The organism is Trinickia caryophylli, assembly GCF_034424545.1.
Lineage (GTDB): Bacteria > Pseudomonadota > Gammaproteobacteria > Burkholderiales > Burkholderiaceae > Trinickia > Trinickia caryophylli.
Window position 1 is genome coordinate 1,106,954 of the sequence record NZ_CP139970.1, and the last position, 15,828, is coordinate 1,122,781.

The following is a 15,828-nucleotide window of genomic DNA, read 5'->3' on the forward strand; positions in this document are numbered from 1 at the left end:
ACGCGTTGCGATCAGGACTGCTCGAAGGCCACGCGGCCGCCGACGATCGTCGCGCGCACACGTGCCGGCAGTTCATACCCGAGAAAAGGCGTATTGTGCCCCTGACTGCGCAGCACGCGCGGCTCCACGCGCCAATGTGCCGCGCGATCGAAAACGCACAGATCAGCGGGTGCGCCGACTGCGACGCTTCCCGCCGGCAAGCCCAGCACGGCAGCCGGGCTCGCCGTGATGTGCCCGAGCGCCTTCGCAAGCGGAACCCCCGCTTCGTCCGCCCACTTGACGGTCAGCGAGAGCAGCAGTTCGAGCCCCGTCGCACCCGGGGTGGCCTCACCGAACGGCAGCAGCTTTTCGTCGTCGTCGACAGGCGTGTGATTCGAGCAGATCGCGTCGATCGTGCCATCGGCGAGCCCCGCGCGAATGGCCTCGCGGTCGCGCTGCTGCCGCAGCGGCGGATCGAGCCGGAAATGCGCGTCGAAATAGCCGATGTCGATATCGATCAGATGCACATGATTGGCGGAAACGTCGCAGGTAACGGGCAAGCCTTCGGCCTTCGCCTCGCGCACGAGCGCGATGCCCGCCGCCGAAGACAACTGTGAAAGATGCACGCGCGCGCCGGTCACCCGCATCACTTCGAAAAGCGTGTGCAGTGCGATGGTCTCGGCCGCCACGGGCACACCCGACAAGCCGAGACGCGAGGCCACCGCGCCGCTCGCGGCCACCCCACCCTTGGCAAGCCACGCATCCTGCGGACGCAGCCAGACCATATAGCCATACGTGCTCGCGTACTGCAGCGCGCGCAGCAGTACCTGCGTGTCGGCGATGGGTACGTCTGCCTGCGTGAAGCCGACACAGCCTGCTTCGGTCAGCGCGACCATCTCGGTGATCACCTGCCCTTTCAGGCCGACCGTCAGCGCGCCGAGCGGATAGACGTGCGCACGATCGAGGTTGCGAGCACGGAACTTCAGCATTTCGACGAGGCCGGGCTCATCGAGCACAGGGTCCGTATCGGGCGGGCAAACGAGGCTCGTTACACCGCCGGCCAGCGCGGCAGCCGTCTCCGATTCGAGCGTCGCCTTGTGCTCGTAGCCGGGCTCGCGAAGCCGTGCCGAAAGGTCGACGAAACCGGGCGCGACCGACAGCCCGGTTGCGTCGATCTTCTTCGTCGCCTGAAAGCCTTCGGGCGCCGCGCCGACCGACGCGATCCGGCCGTCGGCGATGAACACGTCCGTTCGTTGCTCGGTACCGGCCGCCGGATCGATGAGCGTGCCGTCTGCGATATGAATCTTCATGCGCTGCCTTGCCTTCTGTTCGTTTCGTCTTTGCGTCTCGTCAGTTCCAGCTCGACGTGCTCGCCGTCAATCATTGTTGCCGGCGACGATGCTCATCACGGCCATGCGCACGGCAATACCGAACGTGACCTGGTTGAGGATCACCGACTGCGGGCCGTCCGCCACCTGCGAGTCGATCTCCACGCCACGGTTCATCGGCCCGGGATGCATTACGATCGCATCGGGCTTCGCGCGCGCGAGACGCTCGGGCGTGAGCCCCCAGCTCTGGAAGTACTCTTGCGCCGATGGCAGCAGCGCACCGCTCATGCGCTCGTTCTGGAGCCGCAGCATGATGATCACGTCGACGTCGCGCAGCCCTTCGTCGAGATTGTGAAAAACGCGCACGCCCATTTGCTCGAGCCCGCCCGGCAGCAGCGTACGAGGGCCGACGGCTCGGATTTCGGGTACGCCGAGCGTCGTCAACGCATGGATGTCGGAGCGCGCCACGCGCGAATGCAGGATGTCGCCGACGATCGCCACGCGCAGGTTCGTGAAGTCGCGCTTGTAGTGGCGGATCGTGTACATGTCGAGCAGGCCCTGCGTCGGATGCGCATGCCGGCCGTCGCCCGCGTTGATGACGTGCACGTGCGGCGCGCAATGTTCGGCGATCAGATACGGCGCGCCGCTCGACGCATGACGCACGACGAACATGTCCGCGTGCATGGCCGACAGATTGTTGATCGTATCGAGCAGCGATTCGCCCTTGCTCGTCGACGACGCGTTGATATTCAGGTTCAGCACGTCGGCCGACAAACGCGTGGCCGCGATCTCGAACGTCGTGCGCGTACGCGTCGAATTCTCGAAAAAGAGGTTGAAGACCGACTTGCCCCGCAGCAGCGGCACCTTCTTGACCTCGCGGTCGGTCACGCTCACGAACTGCTCGGCCGTATCGAGGATGTGCGTGACGATCGCGCGCGGCAGGCCCTCGATCGTCAGCAAATGCTTGAGTTCGCCGCTTTTCGTGAGCTGCGGATTACCCTTCAGAAACCCATAGCGGAAGCGTTCCGGCGATCCGCTCTCGCCGGCAAGACCGGCCTGCCCCGGCGTGACGATGTTCATGTTCTGCCTGATTCAAACGTTGGTTCAGTTGCGCGAAACGCACACGCCGCGCGCTGCCCCGGCCAGTCGCCTCGAAAGTCCAGGAGAAGCCTCGTGCGCATGCGTTCGTTTCTCTCGCCCGCCGCCCCGATGCACGCTCAGTCGACGCGCGGTTCGGTGCGAAACGTAAAGCGGCCGTCGGTGCCGCGTTCGAGCACGAGCGTGGTGTCGGCATCGACCTCGGTGCGCGCACCGACGAAGCGCGCCGCGATCGGCAGTTCGCGCCCGCCGCGCTCAGCAAGGACTGCCAGCTCGATCGCGGCGGGACGCCCGTAGTCGTAGAGTTCGTTCATCGCGGCGCGCACCGTGCGCCCCGTATACAGGACGTCGTCCACGAGCACGATGCGCCGCCCGTCGACCTCGAACGGCAGCGATGTCGGGCTCGCCTGGCTGTGCAGGCCCTTCTTGGCATAATCGTCGCGATGCAATGCGACGTTGACCACGCCGAAAGACGCGATGCCGAGATCGCGCGCGAGCCGCTCGGCGAGCCATGCTCCGCCGCTGTACACGCCCGCCAGTACCGGCGCATCGTGCGCGCCGAACGATTGGCCGTACGCGTCGCGAATCTGATCGAGCAAAGCGCGATAAGACGCTTCGGCATCAATGCAACTCATCGGTAAGTCCGTCCAGGTATTGTTGAAGAATGACGCGTGCGGCCTCGGCGTCGAGCATGTCGTCGCCCGTCCCGCGCTCGCGCAGATCGGCCGCCGCCTCGACCGACGAATAACGCTCGTCGACCCAGCTCACGGGGAGATTGAAACGTCCGTTCAACTGATTGCCGAAACGCTTGGCAAGCTGAGTGCGCGCGTGAGGGGTGCCGTCAGGGTGCAGAGGAAGGCCGACCACGAGGGCATCCGGCTTCCATTCCCCGATCAGTTTGCCGAGTGCTTCGAAGCGAAATTCGCGGTTGCGATTGGGCACGACCGCCAGCGCACGCGCGTGACGCGTCAAGGCGTTGCCAATTGCCACGCCGATGCGTTTTTCGCCGTAGTCGAATGCAAGCAGCGTCGCCTCAGGCCCGACGGGCTTGCTCATGCGTGTCCCGCGTCGCCCGAAAGCATCGAGGGCGTGACGCCAAGCAGCGCAAGCGCCGCCTCGAACCGGTTCTCCGCCGGCACCTCGAACACGATCCGGGGATCGGCCTCGACGGTGAGCCAGCCATTGCGCGAGATTTCTTCCTCGAGCTGGCCGGCGCCCCAGCCGGCATGGCCCAGGGTCAGCAAAAAGCGTTGCGGCCCCTTGCCGCTCGCCACGGCTTCGAGAACGTCTTTCGAAGTCGTCATCTCGAGCCCGCCCGTGACGGCCATCGACGAAGTGTACGCACTGCCCTCGACGGGCTCGTGCAAGACGAAGCCGCGCTCGGTCTGGACCGGGCCGCCAAAATAAACGGGAACGTGCAGCAATGGTTCGATCTCGAGCTTCAGATCGATGCGGCTGAACAGCGACTCGAGATCGATGTCGGTGGGCCGGTTGATGACCAGGCCGAGCGCGCCGCGCTCGCTGTGATCGCAAAGGTAGACCACGGTCCCAGAGAAAGTGGGATCGGCCATGTTCGGCATGGCGATCAGGAACTGGTTGGTCAGGTTGATGCGATCGTTACTCTTGGGCATGGTTCGAATTCTAGCAAAGACGGTGCGGGATCGCCCCTCGAGTACGGAGCTTTGCGGGCGGCCTCGCACGAAGCGCGCCACGGGCGCGCGACCGGCCGGCGGCACGCCGCACTTACCGCACACTCTAACATGGCATGGAGCGCGCGCCCGGCAGGCACGCGGCCATCCGGTGGCCGCCGTTGGGAAGGCTCAGACTGGAGGTGCCGGATAAGCAGGCGCCGCCCGTTCGATGGCGCGCGTCAAATCGACGAGCGGCTTGGCCGACTCCGGCGGCGCGACGCCGGCCGCCACGCGCAGCAGCATCGCGCGCAGCGCCTCGCTGCCGGCCTCTACCGCCTTCGCGTCAGGCATCCGGCCGGGCGCCCCTTCGTCTAGCGCATAACTGCCGAGCCGCCACGCCAGCCCCAATGCATCGGCAAGCACGGCAACGTGCCCAAAGCCAACCGCGCAGGCGGCCGCGCCGAGCCGATAACCCGCTTCGGAGGCTCGCCGAGCAGCCTCCCCGTCGGCGGTATGCTCGCTTTGTGCCACGAGCGCAGCCATCGAGGCATCCGCCGTTTGGAGGAAGTCCTCGTAGGCCCGCACGTTGATCGAAAGCACGCCGAGAACGCGCGTGCCACCGCCGTCGTCTGCCGCAGCACGCTCGGCGCCGGCTTCCCAAAGCACCTCCGAGGCGGACGTGCCGGCAACGTGCCAATCGACCGTCAATCCGTAATCGTTGAGCAGCGCGACGTGATCCGCATCCTCCGCCGCCGCGCCATAGAGCGCGTAGTCGCGCCAGAGCAGGGCAAGCGCTGCCCGGACGAACGAGCGCGGCGCGCTCGTCGCACCGCGTGCCTGATCGGCAAGAAGCAGGTTCGAGCGCGCATAGAACCGTTTGGCTTCGGCATCGGCCGACACCGCCCTGCCCGTCAGCCGCAGCGCCTTTGCGCAAGACGTGACGAGCCGCCAAACATCGTAGGGATCGGGCCCGATGAGTTCGGACGCGCAACGCTCCAGTTCGTCGACCGCGCCCGAGGCATGCGGCTCGCGCAGGACTGCGAGCAGCGCCGCTTCGTAGCAGGCACGCAGCCGCGCCAGTTGCGCCGCGGGCAATCGCCGCATGGTTGCCGGAGCGATGGGGCGGGCGGCCAGCGCAAGATCTTCGAAGGCAACGACGCTCGGTGCGCCGGTATGCGCGGCAATGCGTGCGCTGAATTCGCGGTAATGCGCGAAGAGCGTGCCCGAGCAGGCCAACTCCCGCAGGTTGCGGCGCCGAAGCGCGGCATGAAAATCGTCGAGCGCCGTCTGGAAACGGTCGGAGAGCTCGCCGGCCGCAAACGGGGACGCCAATACGAGCGCATCGGCAAAGCGTTGCGCGGGCAGCCAACCTGCCTGGCCCAGCGCCTGTGACGCACGCAGCAACGGCGCGCCGGCTGCCAGACCCGCCCGGCAGGCCTCGCGCGCCTCCGCCACCGCCCGTTCCGCCGATGGAACAGCCGCGCCACGAGTGTTCGGCAATGCTTCGAGGTTCGACTCAGCGGAACGTGTCATAGGCATTCAGCGTGCGGCTCGTCCGAGCAGACAGCAGGCCCGCGCGACCGCGTGACGGCGGTGGCTCAGATCTGGACCATCTCGAAGTCTTCCTTGCGCGCGCCGCACTCGGGGCAGGTCCAGTTCACGGGGACGTCTTCCCACTTGGTGCCGGGCGCGATCCCCTCTTCCGGCAGCCCGGCTTCTTCATCGTAGATCCAGCCGCAAATGAGGCACATCCAGCTTCTGTATTCCATTCTTCTGCCGCGTCGAAAGGTCCGTTGATCAAAAGAGCCATGATGGTACCGTTTTGGCCGTGCGGTGGCTATGACTTCATCCTTCGCCGTCCGGCGTGCCATTTCTTGCGATTAAGCCGCATAATTGAGGCCGGCGGCGCACCGCGCCGCCCTCACCGCCAATACTCTTCGCCTCAAGCCCCCATCGTCATGCCCAGTGCCGCTCCTCCGATCGTCCTTACCTTCGGCCTCTCCGACCCGACCGGTGGTTTCGGCGTGCAAGCCGACTTGCTGACGCTGGCAAGCATGGGCTGCCACGGCGTCTCGGTGCTGACGGGCTACACGGTGCGAGACTCGGCCACCTGCGAGGAGGTCACGGGGCTCGACCCCGACGTCGTGGCAACGCAGGCGCGCATGCTGCTCGAAGACATGCCGATTGCCGCCTTCAAGGTGGGAGCGGCCACGCGAGCGGAGGTGGTGAGCGCGGTTGCCGAAGTCATTTCCGATTACGACGATATTCCGCTCATTCTCGCGCCCGACTTCACTGTCGACGACGAACACGTGCTTGCGGCCGATGAACTGCGCGAATCCATCGCCGATTTGCTCGCGCCGCAAACAACGGTGCTCGTAGCCGATCACGCCACGCTGTGCGCGCTCGCACAGCCCGACGGCGATGCCGAATCGCCGAGCCTGGATGCGGCCATCGCACAACTGCTCTCGCAGGGGACGGAGTATATCCTCGCCACCGAGCCGGGCACGCATCGGCTCGTCAACACCCTTTTCAGCGAAGACGGCCAGTTGCGTCAGGACATGTGGGATCGCCCCGCGCACCGCATCATGGGCACGACGGACACACTCGGCGCGGCCATTGCGGCACTGCTTGCCAACGGGCAGGAGCCCGCGGAAGCCGCACGCGAGGCTCAGGAGTACCTTTACCAGGCGACACGCAACGCCTTTCGCCCAGGTATGGGTGCCTATCTGCCCGATCGCTTCTTCTGGGCCCGCGATGACGACAGCGACGAAGTGCGGGCGGCCAGTCCGCGATACAAGCAGCCTCCGCGGTGATTGCGGACAGCGGCGGCGCAGCCGGCCTTACTCCACGAGATCGCCCAACGCCTCCTGGAAGGCCGGCGCCGCCTGCCGCGCCGCTTTCGCCACGTTGATCTGCATTGCCGCCGCCGCCGTTTCCCAGAGATCCGCGCCAACATCGTAGCTGCCTCGTGCACGAAGCCAAGCCAGCACCTCGGCCAAGTGCCATATCGCAGCGCTCCCGCAGTGGACCGGCGCCGGAAAACTCCCGGCGTGCGCGATCATCAGTTTGCGCATGTTCTGCCGCGTCACGCCCACTGCTTGAGCGACGTCCGTCAGACCGACGAAATCAGGCACGGCCTCAATCAGGCAACCGCCCGGAACCGCCCGCCGGACATCCGCCAGTGCACTGAGAAACGCTTCGCGCGCGCTCGGGGCTTCGCGGGTGAACTCCAGTGCGACACGGCCCGGCAGCCCCGTACCGACCAGGGCGTCGTCGCAACCCGCCGCTCCGAGCCGCTCCATCAGGTCGTCCGGATCGAGCGAACTGTCGGGCAAGCGGTACCTCAACGTAAACGTATATTCCATTTCACTTCCTGCCCGGAGCACGCCGGGACATGACCGCCGCCAGGCGCTTGTGCATCGTGCAACCGTCCACCACCCGCCGTATAGCCCGCGCGTGATTTCCGGCGCTTCTCGGCGTGCTCCAAACGCCGCTGATGCAAAAGTCGCCGCATCGGCATTCATCGTTGTTGTAGGGGCAATAAATCTTTCCCCATGCATGGGACCCGCCCCGCTTGACCGTCCAGCCGTGCGCTTCGGCATGCCGTAACGCCTCTTCGATCTCCTTGCTCGGATGCACAGGACGAGTCATACGGGCCCCAAGATACAAAGTTCAGGTGCGGTTGTCAAACGACAACCCACCAACCTAGGACGAAGGGAAGCTGACGCGGAGGCGGGCCGCTTCAGTGGACAGGGGCATGGTGTTCGCGGTGTCAAAGCCGTTCTCTCGATGAAGGACACCCCGACATGCTGCCCGCCAAAGGCCTCACATGGGTATTCCCCGAACGGCCAGAACGAGTATGGAGCGAGCGGTGCATCGCGGCGGCACGCGTGCCGGCATCGCCGAATCGGCAGGAGGCTGTTGACCGGCGAAAAAAAACCCGCATTTCTGCGGGTTTTTCGAGCGGGTGCGCCGAAGCGCACCCCATGTGAATCCGGCCTGCGCCGAATTACATGTCCATGCCCATGCCGCCCATGCCGCCCGGCATGCCGCCAGGAGCAGCCGCTTCCTTCTTCGGCAGCTCGGCAACGGCCGCATCGGTCGTGAGCAGCAGGCCTGCGACGGACGCGGCGTTTTGCAGCGCCGTGCGCGTCACCTTCGTCGGGTCGACGACACCGGCTTCCACGAGGTCGCCGTATTCACCGGTGGCCGCGTTGTAGCCGTAGTTGCCCTTGCCGGCAGCGACAGCCGCCACGACAACGCTGGCTTCCTCGCCGCCGTTCGTCACGATCTGACGCAGCGGCTCTTCCATCGCGCGCAGCACGATCTTGATGCCGGCGTCTTGATCGGCGTTGGCGCCCTTCACGCTGGCGATCGCGGCGCGAGCACGGATCAGCGCAACGCCGCCGCCCGGCACGATGCCTTCTTCAACGGCTGCGCGCGTAGCGTGCAGCGCATCTTCGACACGCGCCTTCTTTTCCTTCATTTCGACTTCGGTTGCAGCACCGACCTTGATGACGGCCACGCCGCCGGCCAGTTTCGCCACGCGCTCCTGCAGCTTCTCGCGATCGTAGTCCGAGGTCGCTTCTTCGATTTGCGTGCGGATCTGCTTCACACGCGCTTCGATGTTCTTTGCGTCGCCGGCACCGTCGATGATCGTGGTGTTTTCCTTGGCCACTTCGATGCGCTTGGCTTGGCCGAGCTCTTGCAGCGTCGCCTTCTCGAGCGTCAGGCCCGTTTCCTCGGCGATGACCTGGCCGCCGGTCAGGATCGCGATGTCTTCGAGCATCGCCTTGCGACGATCGCCGAAGCCCGGCGCCTTGACCGCAACGGTCTTCAGGATACCGCGGATGTTGTTGACGACGAGCGTGGCGAGCGCTTCGCCTTCCACGTCTTCAGCGATGATCAGCAGCGGGCGGCCAGCCTTGGCCACTTGCTCGAGCACCGGCAGCAGATCGCGAATGTTCGACACCTTCTTGTCGTGCAGCAGCACGAACGGGTTCTCGAGCACGGCGACTTGCTTGTCGGGGTTGTTGATGAAGTACGGCGACAGGTAGCCGCGGTCGAACTGCATGCCTTCCACGACTTCGAGTTCGTCGGCAAGCGACTTGCCGTCTTCGACCGTGATCACGCCTTCCTTGCCGACCTTGTCCATCGCTTCGGCGATGCGATCGCCGATCGACGAGTCGCTGTTTGCCGAGATCGCGCCGACCTGAGCGATTTCCTTGCTCGTCGTGCAGGGCTTGCTGACCTTGCGCAGCTCTTCCACAGCAGCTTGCACGGCCTTGTCGATGCCGCGCTTGAGGTCCATCGGGTTCATGCCCGATGCGACGTACTTCATGCCTTCACGAACGATCGACTGGGCCAGCACCGTTGCCGTCGTCGTGCCGTCGCCGGCGTTGTCGCTGGTCTTGGAAGCGACTTCCTTGACCATTTGCGCGCCCATGTTCTGGAGCTTGTCCTCGAGCTCGATTTCCTTCGCGACCGACACACCGTCCTTGGTGACCGTCGGGCCGCCGAAGCTACGCTCGAGCACGACGTTGCGGCCCTTCGGACCCAGCGTGACCTTCACCGCGTTGGCGAGGATATTCACGCCTTCAACCATCTTGGCACGTGCGCTGTCGCCGAATACGACGTCTTTAGCTGCCATCTTCTAACTCCTTGAAATCTTGTGGAATAGGATCGAGACGAGTTACTTCTGGACGACTGCCATGATGTCTTCTTCGCGCATCACCAGCAATTCCTGGCCGTCGACCTTGACCGTCTGGCCGGCGTACTTGCCGAACAGGACACGGTCGCCGACTTTGACGTCGAGCGCGATTTGATCGCCCTTGTCATTGCGCTTACCCGGCCCGATCGCGAGCACCTCGCCTTGATCCGGCTTTTCGGCGGCGGCGTCAGGAATCACGATGCCCGAGGCGGTCTTGGTTTCCTGATCCAAACGCTTCACGATGACGCGATCGTGCAAAGGACGAAGGTTCATACACACTCCTCTCTTGATTGAGACTGAAGAACGCTTAGGTTAGGCCGCCCAGCGACCCGGACGGAACTTGTTAGCACTCACGTGCAGCGAGTGCTAATTATATGGACCGGTGTGGGCGAATTCAAGAAGGGACCGAGGGACAATTGCGACAATGCCCCCGCAACGCCCCAGTTGCCAAACGCGGCCGGTCGAGTTATAAACGCAAATCATTCTTATTTGCAACGCCGGTAGCCGGCGCGCGACGCGAAAGGGGATCGTTCGATGGCCGCCGTGCCTTCAGACGTGCGACAGGACGTGCACGCACTCTACCGGGACCACCACGGCTGGTTGCAGGGCTGGCTGCGCCGAAAGCTCGAAAACGCGTTCGACGCATCCGACCTCGCGCAGGACACGTTCGTGCGTATCATCGGTTCCTGGGCGCGGCTGGGCCCACCAGCGTTGCTGGAGCCGCGCGCTTATCTCGCCACCGTCGCCCGCCACGTTCTTCTCAATCACTACCGGCGGCTTTCGCTCGAAAAAGTCTTTCTCGACACGCTCGCGCATCTGCCCGACGCGCAGGCGCCTTCCCCCGAGGAACGCCTTGCCATCCTCGAAACGCTTCACGAGATCGACGCCATGCTCGACGGCCTGCCGCCCAAGGTTCGAACCGCGTTCCTGCTGGCGCAGTTGGAAGGGCTGGCCTATGCGGATATCGCAGCGCGCATGCAAGTGAGCGTTCGCACGGTGAAGCGCTACATGGCGAACGCGTACGAAGCCTGCCTGCTGGCGGCTCCGTGAACGGCGCGGGAATCGACGCGCAACGCGCGGCCGCCGAGCGCGCCGCCGACGACGCGCTCCCGCTCTCGCGTGCCGTCGCGCGCGAAGCCGCGGCGTGGCTCGTGCGGCTGCACGGCGGCGGCTCGCGCGAAGACGAGGAAGCGTGCCGGCGTTGGCGCGCCGCGGACGCCGAGCACGAACGCGCCTGGCAGCGCGCATTGCGGCTCACGGCCCGGCTCGATGCGGTGCCGGCCAGCGTCGGCATGCCCGTACTCGGGCGCAGCGTCCGCACCACCCGGCGCACGACCGTCAAGGCCCTGTCTCTGATGCTCGCGGCAGGGCCCATCGGCTATGCCGCATATCGCGCCACGCCCTGGCGCGAATGGGCCGCGGACGAACGGACTACGATCGGCGAACGCCGGAGCGTCACCCTGGCCGACGGCTCACGCGTCGATCTCGATACGGCTACCGCATTCGACATCCGGTTCGGCGACGGCGAGCGCCGCCTCACGCTGTATGCCGGTGCGATTCAGGTGACGACGGGTAGCGATGCGGGTCATGCCCGCCCTTACCGCCCGCTCGTCGTACAAACGGCGCAAGGAATGCTCCGCGCACTCGGCACGCGCTTCGTCGTGCGCGATGACGGCAGCGCCGGCACGTTCGTAGCCGTGCTGCACGGCGCAGTGGAAGCCGCGACGGAAGCGGCACCGCTCAAGCGCATCGTCCCGGCCGGGCGGCAGTTGCGCTTCACGGCCTCGTCGATAGGCGAGGCCGTGCCTGTGGACCCCCATGTGGCCGACTGGGCACACGGCACGTTGTTCGCCGAACGCATGCGGTTGGCCGATTTCCTGTCGGAGTTGAGCCGCTACCGGCCGGGCCTGCTGCGGTGCGACCCGTCCGTGGCCGACCTCCGTATTTCCGGTGTCTTCCGGCTCGATCGGGCGGACGACATTCTCGCGGCGCTACCGCAGACCCTCCCCGTCCGGATCGTCTCGCGCACGCGCTACTGGATCGGCGTGACGGCAGCAGGCATCTGAAGAACCAGCGGAACCTGCGCTCTCACCGGCGCCGCTTGCGAGTGCCAGCGGGAGTCAGCGCTTCAGCGCCGCACTCCAGCCCCGCTGCGCCCGGCACGCGCAGCCCGCCGCAAGCCCTCCAACCTGCGCACCGGTCCCAACGCAGCGGTATGCCGCATCGCCCCTCGATCGGAGGGTGTCCATTCGATGCCCCGATGTCCCCTTTTAGCGGCTCGCGTGTCCTACCTGAATAACCGCACCGCTATTTCGACAAAGGAGCCACCGATGACCCGACGGCCATTCCGCCGGACGCCAGCCGCCGCACGCGGCTTAACCCTGCCTCTGCGCGTTGCCCCACGGCCGGCCGTGCTCGCGCTCGCCTGCCTCGGCGCGGGCTTCGCATTGACGGCGGCCGCGCCGGCAAACGTCGGTGCCGCCGAGGCCTCGGCCAACTCGGCGCCGGCGACGATCCGGCCAACGTTCAAAATCCCCGCCGGCCCCTTGGGCCGCGCGCTGGCCGAATTCGCGAGCCAGGCCGGCGTCAGCGTCCAGATGGACCCGCGTCTCGTCGATGGTCTGACAAGCCCCGGCCTTGACGGCCGCTTCACCGTCCACGAAGGCTTCGCGGCCTTGAGCGCGGGCACGCCAGTGGAAGCAATAGAGACGGCGAACGGCGTCTACCTCGTGCGCGCGCGGCCCACCTCCGGCCCCGTATCCGTGCAGCCAGCCCGGCAATTGCCCACCGTGCACGTAACGGCCGGCGCGGGCGCGGACGACGAAACGGATGGCTATGTCGCGTATTCGAGCACGACGGCGACGAAGAGCGACACGCCCATCGTCGACACGCCTCAGTCGATCTCGGTCATCACGCGCCAGCAGATGACCGAACAAAACGCGCAGACCCTGAATGCCGCCGTGCGTTACACATCCGGGGTGACGGCCGAATCGCGCGGCGGCCTCGCCACGCGCTATGACCTGCTGAAAGTACGCGGTTTCGACGCGGACACTTATTGGAACGGTCTCAAGCTGCTCGGCAACGGCATGTATTCGGTTCCGCAGCTCGATCCTTACCTGATGGAACGAGTCGACGTTCTCAAGGGACCGGTTTCGGTGTTATACGGCCAGGCATCCGCGGGCGGGGTCATCGACCAGCAAAGCAAACAGCCCTCGCAAAAGCCGCTGCACGAAGTGGGCGTCGAGTTCGGAAACTACGGCCACAAGCAGGCAACGTTCGACTTCTCGGGGCCGCTCGATGCCGGCGCGCATTACCTTTATCGATTCGCCGCGCTCGCGCGCAGCGAAGACGGGCAAGTCGCCACCACGCGCAACGAACGCATCGCGATCGCCCCGTCGTTCACGTGGCGCCCCGACAATACGACCGCCCTCACGCTGTTCGCGCTCTATCAGCGCGACCCGCGCAGCACGTCCTACGGCAGCGTGCCGCCCGAGGGCTCCGTGCTCTTCAATCCTTATGGGAAGCTGCCGTCGGACTTCTACGACGGCGACACCGCCTTCGAACGGTTCAGCCGCACACAGGCGTCCGTGGGCTACCAGTTCGAGCACAGGCTGAATCCCGCTTGGACCGTACGCTCGAACGGCCGCTATTTCCATATCAGCCAGGACTACGCAAGCGTCTATGGCAGCGGCCTCGAAAGCGACTATCGCACGCTCGACCGGTACTCGATCGCGTCGACCGACAGCATGAACACGGTCGAACTCGATAACCAGATCGAGGGAAAGTTCGCGACCGGCCCGCTCAGCCATACGGTGCTCGCAGGTTTCGATTATCAGCACATGGCGAGCTCGTACCTGCTCGGATACGGCTCGGCACCCACGCTCGACATCTTCGCGCCCGACTATTCGGCGGCAATCGCCGATCCGGCTCGCACGCTCACTCGTGTGCGCAGCAATCAATACGGCGTCTACGCACAAGACCAGATCCGCTTCGGCCGTTTCGTGTTCACGCTCAGCGGCCGCGAGGACTGGATGAACACTTCCACGCGCAACGTCGACAACGCGACACAAACGAGCCAGTCCGCGCGGGCGTTCACCAAGCGCGCGGGCCTCACGTATCGGTTCGACAACGGCATCGCCCCTTATGCGAGCTATACCGAATCGTTCTCGCCGCAGTCGGGCACCGATGCGGCCGGCAGGCCTTTCGACCCGGAGCGCGCACGGCAGTACGAAGTGGGCATCAAGTATCAGCCGGCCAATTGGGATGCGCTGTTTACGGTTGCCTGGTTCGACCTCACGCGCCGCAATCTGCTGACCGTCGATGCAAACAATCCGGGCTTTCAGACGGAAGCCGGCGAAGCCCGCTCGCGCGGCCTCGAACTCGAGGCAAAAGCGCGTCTCGGCGATGCGCTGGACGTGGCTGCCAGCTACACCTACCTCGACACGAAATACGTGAAGGACAGCAGCGGATTACAGGGCAAATACCTTTCGGCCGTGCCGCAGAACCAGGCGTCGCTCTGGGCGTACTACACGCAGCACCGCGGTGCGCTGGCGGGGCTTTCCGGCGGCATGGGCATACGCTACACGGGGCAGACGTACAGTTACGACAACAGCTACAAGCTCAGCAGCTTCGTGCTCCTCGATGCCACGCTGCGCTACGACCTCGGCCGGCTCTCGCCCTCGCTCAAAGGCAGCGAGGTGTACGTCAATGCGCAGAATCTGTTGAACCGGCGCTATGTCGCGTCTTGCAGCTATACGACCTGGTGCTGGTTCGGTTATGGGCGGCAGGTTTTCGCGGGTGCGAACTATCGGTGGTGAGCGTGGGGGGCTGCGAGGCCTCCTGCTCCCCGCGGTGGGTACGCCGAATACTCCAGGTAATCGCCTATTCTCGTCAGACGTAGGATGACGTACCTTACAGTTTCCATAAAACAACGGAGGAGACATGACACTCGGCTTTTCCCAGAGCGCACCCGCACGCTCGCGCCTCAAGCAGTGGACCCGCCTCGCCGCGGCGCTCGGCGCCATGGCCACGATCTGGTCGATGCCGGCCCACGCAAGCCGCACCTATGTTTACGTCTCCAACGCAGACAGCCAGGACATCTCCGCCTACGAACTCGACGAGGCTTCCGGTTCGCTCGCCCCCATCCAGACACTCCCCCTCGGCGGCACGGCCATGCCGATCGCTCGCTCGCCGAACCGCCCGCATCTTTATGTCGCACTGCGCTCGAAGCCGTACCGCGTCGTCACGCTTTTCGCGAATCCGCTCGACGGCCGGCTCACCGAAATCGGCTCCGCCGCGCTGCCCGAAAGCATGGCGTACATTTCGACCGATGCTTCCGGGCGCTATCTGTTCGGCGCGTCGTACGGCGGCAACATGCTCTCCGTGAACCGCATCGACGCAAGCGGAATCGCTGCCCAGACCTTCCAGACCGTGCCGACGGGCCCGATGGCTCACTCGATCCGCACCTCGCCCGACAACCGCTATGCCTTCGCGTCGGTACTCGGCGCCGATGCATGGCTGCGCCTGAAGCTCGACGCCGATGCCGGCACGCTCGCCAACGACGCACAGCCGGCCTACTCGCTGCCGCCAAAGTCGGGCCCGCGCCACTTCATCTTCTCGGGCGATGGCCGCTTCGTCTATCTGATCGACGAACTGGACGGAAAACTGCACGTGCTGTCCTTCGATAGCCGCACCGATCGCGCCAAGCCCATCCAGAGCGTCTCCATCCTGCCGCCCGACTTCGGCAGCGGCAAGCCGTGGGGGGCGGACGTCCACCAAAGCCTCGATGGCCGCTTCGTCTACGTATCCGAACGGACATCGAGCACGCTCACCGGCTACCGCGTCGATTCGCGCAAGGGCACGCTCGAACGCATCGGCACCTGGCCCACCGAAAAGCAGCCGCGCGGCTTCGGCATCGACCCGTCCGGCCATTACCTGCTCGCGGCCGGACAACTGAGCGACCACCTCTCGGTGTACCGCATCGACGCGAAAACGGGCACGCTCTCGGCCGTCGGACGCTACCCCACCGGTAAAAATCCGAACTGGGTCGAATCCGTCACGTTCGAGTAAGCACTCCCCGGTA

16 protein-coding genes are annotated in these 15,828 nt (G+C 65.4%); 5 read left to right on the top strand and 11 right to left on the bottom strand.

The features are described from left to right. Positions 1–11 precede the first annotated feature (11 nt). From U0034_RS05065 to U0034_RS05095, 7 genes are all read right to left on the bottom strand, one after another. Positions 12–1,289 carry a dihydroorotase gene (locus tag U0034_RS05065; RefSeq protein WP_085223749.1) on the bottom strand — a complete coding sequence of 426 codons (1,278 nt, stop codon included), beginning with the start codon at positions 1,287–1,289 and terminating at the stop codon, positions 12–14. 66 nt (positions 1,290–1,355) lie between these two features. Further along, complete coding sequence (locus tag U0034_RS05070; RefSeq protein ID WP_085223747.1) at positions 1,356–2,387, bottom strand: aspartate carbamoyltransferase catalytic subunit; 1,032 nt, start codon at positions 2,385–2,387, stop codon at positions 1,356–1,358. Positions 2,388–2,524: 137 nt separating this feature from the next. Then, positions 2,525–3,040: a bifunctional pyr operon transcriptional regulator/uracil phosphoribosyltransferase PyrR gene (pyrR, locus tag U0034_RS05075; protein WP_085223745.1), complete on the bottom strand. Its 516-nt coding sequence runs from the start codon at positions 3,038–3,040 to the stop codon at positions 2,525–2,527. After that, positions 3,027–3,461 (bottom strand): Holliday junction resolvase RuvX, encoded by a 435-nt coding sequence (gene ruvX / locus U0034_RS05080; protein ID WP_085223743.1) that lies wholly within the window; start codon positions 3,459–3,461, stop codon positions 3,027–3,029. The genes pyrR and ruvX overlap by 14 nt, the downstream gene beginning before the upstream one ends. Next, the gene (locus U0034_RS05085; protein ID WP_085223741.1) at positions 3,458–4,036 is read right to left on the bottom strand and encodes a YqgE/AlgH family protein; all 579 of its coding nucleotides are present in this window, start codon (positions 4,034–4,036) and stop codon (positions 3,458–3,460) included. The genes ruvX and U0034_RS05085 overlap by 4 nt, the downstream gene beginning before the upstream one ends. A gap of 189 nt (positions 4,037–4,225) precedes the next feature. Continuing rightward, entirely contained in the window at positions 4,226–5,575 is a 1,350-nt protein-coding gene (locus tag U0034_RS05090; RefSeq protein ID WP_085223739.1) for a hypothetical protein, read from the bottom strand. Positions 5,576–5,634: 59 nt separating this feature from the next. Beyond that, on the bottom strand, positions 5,635–5,805 hold the full coding sequence (locus tag U0034_RS05095; RefSeq protein ID WP_085223737.1) for a rubredoxin: 171 nt from the start codon (positions 5,803–5,805) through the stop codon (positions 5,635–5,637). 189 nt (positions 5,806–5,994) lie between these two features. Between U0034_RS05095 and thiD the strand changes: the two genes are divergently transcribed. Next, the gene (gene thiD / locus U0034_RS05100; RefSeq protein WP_085223735.1) at positions 5,995–6,849 is read left to right on the top strand and encodes a bifunctional hydroxymethylpyrimidine kinase/phosphomethylpyrimidine kinase; all 855 of its coding nucleotides are present in this window, start codon (positions 5,995–5,997) and stop codon (positions 6,847–6,849) included. 27 nt (positions 6,850–6,876) lie between these two features. Here the strand turns inward: thiD and U0034_RS05105 are convergent, their stop codons facing one another. From U0034_RS05105 to groES, 4 genes are all read right to left on the bottom strand, one after another. Beyond that, complete coding sequence (locus U0034_RS05105; protein ID WP_085223733.1) at positions 6,877–7,401, bottom strand: helix-turn-helix transcriptional regulator; 525 nt, start codon at positions 7,399–7,401, stop codon at positions 6,877–6,879. Between the two features lies 1 nt (position 7,402). Then, the gene (locus tag U0034_RS05110) at positions 7,403–7,687 is read right to left on the bottom strand and encodes a hypothetical protein (protein WP_085223730.1); all 285 of its coding nucleotides are present in this window, start codon (positions 7,685–7,687) and stop codon (positions 7,403–7,405) included. 358 nt (positions 7,688–8,045) lie between these two features. Beyond that, positions 8,046–9,686, bottom strand: a complete 1,641-nt coding sequence (gene groL / locus U0034_RS05115) for a chaperonin GroEL (RefSeq protein ID WP_085223727.1) — start codon at positions 9,684–9,686, stop codon at positions 8,046–8,048. Between the two features lie 42 nt (positions 9,687–9,728). Beyond that, entirely contained in the window at positions 9,729–10,019 is a 291-nt protein-coding gene (gene groES / locus U0034_RS05120; protein ID WP_085223724.1) for a co-chaperone GroES, read from the bottom strand. A 261-nt stretch (positions 10,020–10,280) separates the two neighbouring features. On the opposite strand from groES, the gene U0034_RS05125 reads away from it, so the two are divergent. The 4 genes from U0034_RS05125 (at position 10,281) to U0034_RS05140 (ending at position 15,815) form a co-directional block, all read left to right on the top strand. Beyond that, a complete protein-coding gene (locus U0034_RS05125) occupies positions 10,281–10,796 on the top strand; it encodes a sigma-70 family RNA polymerase sigma factor (RefSeq protein WP_085223721.1) in 516 nt (171 codons plus the stop codon). Further along, positions 10,793–11,812, top strand: coding sequence for a FecR domain-containing protein (locus U0034_RS05130; protein ID WP_233211961.1), 1,020 nt, complete (start codon positions 10,793–10,795; stop codon positions 11,810–11,812). Before U0034_RS05125 ends, U0034_RS05130 begins: the two co-directional genes overlap by 4 nt. A gap of 264 nt (positions 11,813–12,076) precedes the next feature. After that, entirely contained in the window at positions 12,077–14,563 is a 2,487-nt protein-coding gene (locus U0034_RS05135) for a TonB-dependent siderophore receptor (protein WP_233211962.1), read from the top strand. Positions 14,564–14,687: 124 nt separating this feature from the next. Beyond that, a complete protein-coding gene (locus tag U0034_RS05140; RefSeq protein WP_085223718.1) occupies positions 14,688–15,815 on the top strand; it encodes a lactonase family protein in 1,128 nt (375 codons plus the stop codon). Positions 15,816–15,828 lie beyond the last annotated feature (13 nt).

Coding starts and splice junctions, on each gene's coding strand:
- U0034_RS05140 (WP_085223718.1), top strand. CDS start 14,688: ATGACACTCGGCTTTTCCCAGAGCGCACCCGCACGCTCGCGCCTCAAG.
- U0034_RS05070 (WP_085223747.1), bottom strand. CDS start 2,387: ATGAACATCGTCACGCCGGGGCAGGCCGGTCTTGCCGGCGAGAGCGGA.
- U0034_RS05090 (WP_085223739.1), bottom strand. CDS start 5,575: ATGCCTATGACACGTTCCGCTGAGTCGAACCTCGAAGCATTGCCGAAC.
- groES (WP_085223724.1), bottom strand. CDS start 10,019: ATGAACCTTCGTCCTTTGCACGATCGCGTCATCGTGAAGCGTTTGGAT.
- thiD (WP_085223735.1), top strand. CDS start 5,995: ATGCCCAGTGCCGCTCCTCCGATCGTCCTTACCTTCGGCCTCTCCGAC.
- ruvX (WP_085223743.1), bottom strand. CDS start 3,461: ATGAGCAAGCCCGTCGGGCCTGAGGCGACGCTGCTTGCATTCGACTAC.
- U0034_RS05125 (WP_085223721.1), top strand. CDS start 10,281: ATGGCCGCCGTGCCTTCAGACGTGCGACAGGACGTGCACGCACTCTAC.
- U0034_RS05105 (WP_085223733.1), bottom strand. CDS start 7,401: ATGGAATATACGTTTACGTTGAGGTACCGCTTGCCCGACAGTTCGCTC.
- U0034_RS05135 (WP_233211962.1), top strand. CDS start 12,077: ATGACCCGACGGCCATTCCGCCGGACGCCAGCCGCCGCACGCGGCTTA.
- U0034_RS05095 (WP_085223737.1), bottom strand. CDS start 5,805: ATGGAATACAGAAGCTGGATGTGCCTCATTTGCGGCTGGATCTACGAT.
- U0034_RS05085 (WP_085223741.1), bottom strand. CDS start 4,036: ATGCCCAAGAGTAACGATCGCATCAACCTGACCAACCAGTTCCTGATC.
- pyrR (WP_085223745.1), bottom strand. CDS start 3,040: ATGAGTTGCATTGATGCCGAAGCGTCTTATCGCGCTTTGCTCGATCAG.
- U0034_RS05065 (WP_085223749.1), bottom strand. CDS start 1,289: ATGAAGATTCATATCGCAGACGGCACGCTCATCGATCCGGCGGCCGGT.
- U0034_RS05110 (WP_085223730.1), bottom strand. CDS start 7,687: ATGACTCGTCCTGTGCATCCGAGCAAGGAGATCGAAGAGGCGTTACGG.
- groL (WP_085223727.1), bottom strand. CDS start 9,686: ATGGCAGCTAAAGACGTCGTATTCGGCGACAGCGCACGTGCCAAGATG.